The organism is Aliivibrio logei (assembly GCF_001691055.1).
In the GTDB taxonomy this organism is placed as follows: Bacteria; Pseudomonadota; Gammaproteobacteria; order Enterobacterales; family Vibrionaceae; genus Aliivibrio; species Aliivibrio salmonicida.
Genome location: NZ_MAJU01000018.1, coordinates 525 through 1,161, shown reverse-complemented (window position 1 = coordinate 1,161; position 637 = coordinate 525). Strand labels below are relative to the sequence as shown.

Genomic DNA, 637 nt, shown 5'->3' with positions numbered 1-637 from the left:
CTTTTCGAGGGGCACACCAGTGCTTATTTGAGTATTTAAAATAATTAGATTATAGGTGTAATAAATGTCAGAAATTTCCATGAAAGATTTGTTATTAAATGTATTTAGACGGGATGGTAATAGTGAAGAGATTGGCATTATAACCAAGAATGAATTGGAAGGAATCATAGCTTTTGACCCACACGAGGATTATATTGCTGAACTCGATTCTTACATGTTTCCCGATAGCCTTACCATGTATAAAAAAGTTGATTTTTCTGATTTAGAAAATGCATTAGGAATAGAGCTTCATGAATCAATTGTTGAATACTATAGTTGTTTTTGGTCTGGATTTGTTCAAATAAAAAATACTAAAGCTATTTCATCTCAACATTCAAATTCAGAAATGTGCATGGAATTTTTAACATGTCCTGAAAATGTGACTAAATTACAAGGAAGGATTGAAACGCTGAAGTCTGATTTGTTTGATATAGACACGGTTTATATTCCTATTGGTCGCAAAATGGATGGTTGGTTGATTGCTGTAAACAATGATACAGGTTCGGTAGCAGTTGTAGGGCATAATTCTCTTAGCCTTGAAACAAAAGCAGAATCAATATACGAGTTTTTCAACTAGGCACATAACAAATGCATCAAC

The 637-nt window shown here is 33.0% G+C and carries 1 protein-coding gene; it reads left to right on the top strand.

All coding sequences use genetic code 11. The features are described from left to right. The first annotated feature begins 64 nt into the window (after positions 1-64). On the top strand, positions 65-616 hold the full coding sequence (locus A6E04_RS15480; RefSeq protein ID WP_065611785.1) for a SecY-interacting protein Syd: 552 nt from the start codon (positions 65-67) through the stop codon (positions 614-616). Positions 617-637 lie beyond the last annotated feature (21 nt).

Coding starts and splice junctions, on each gene's coding strand:
- A6E04_RS15480 (WP_065611785.1), top strand. CDS start 65: ATGTCAGAAATTTCCATGAAAGATTTGTTATTAAATGTATTTAGACGG.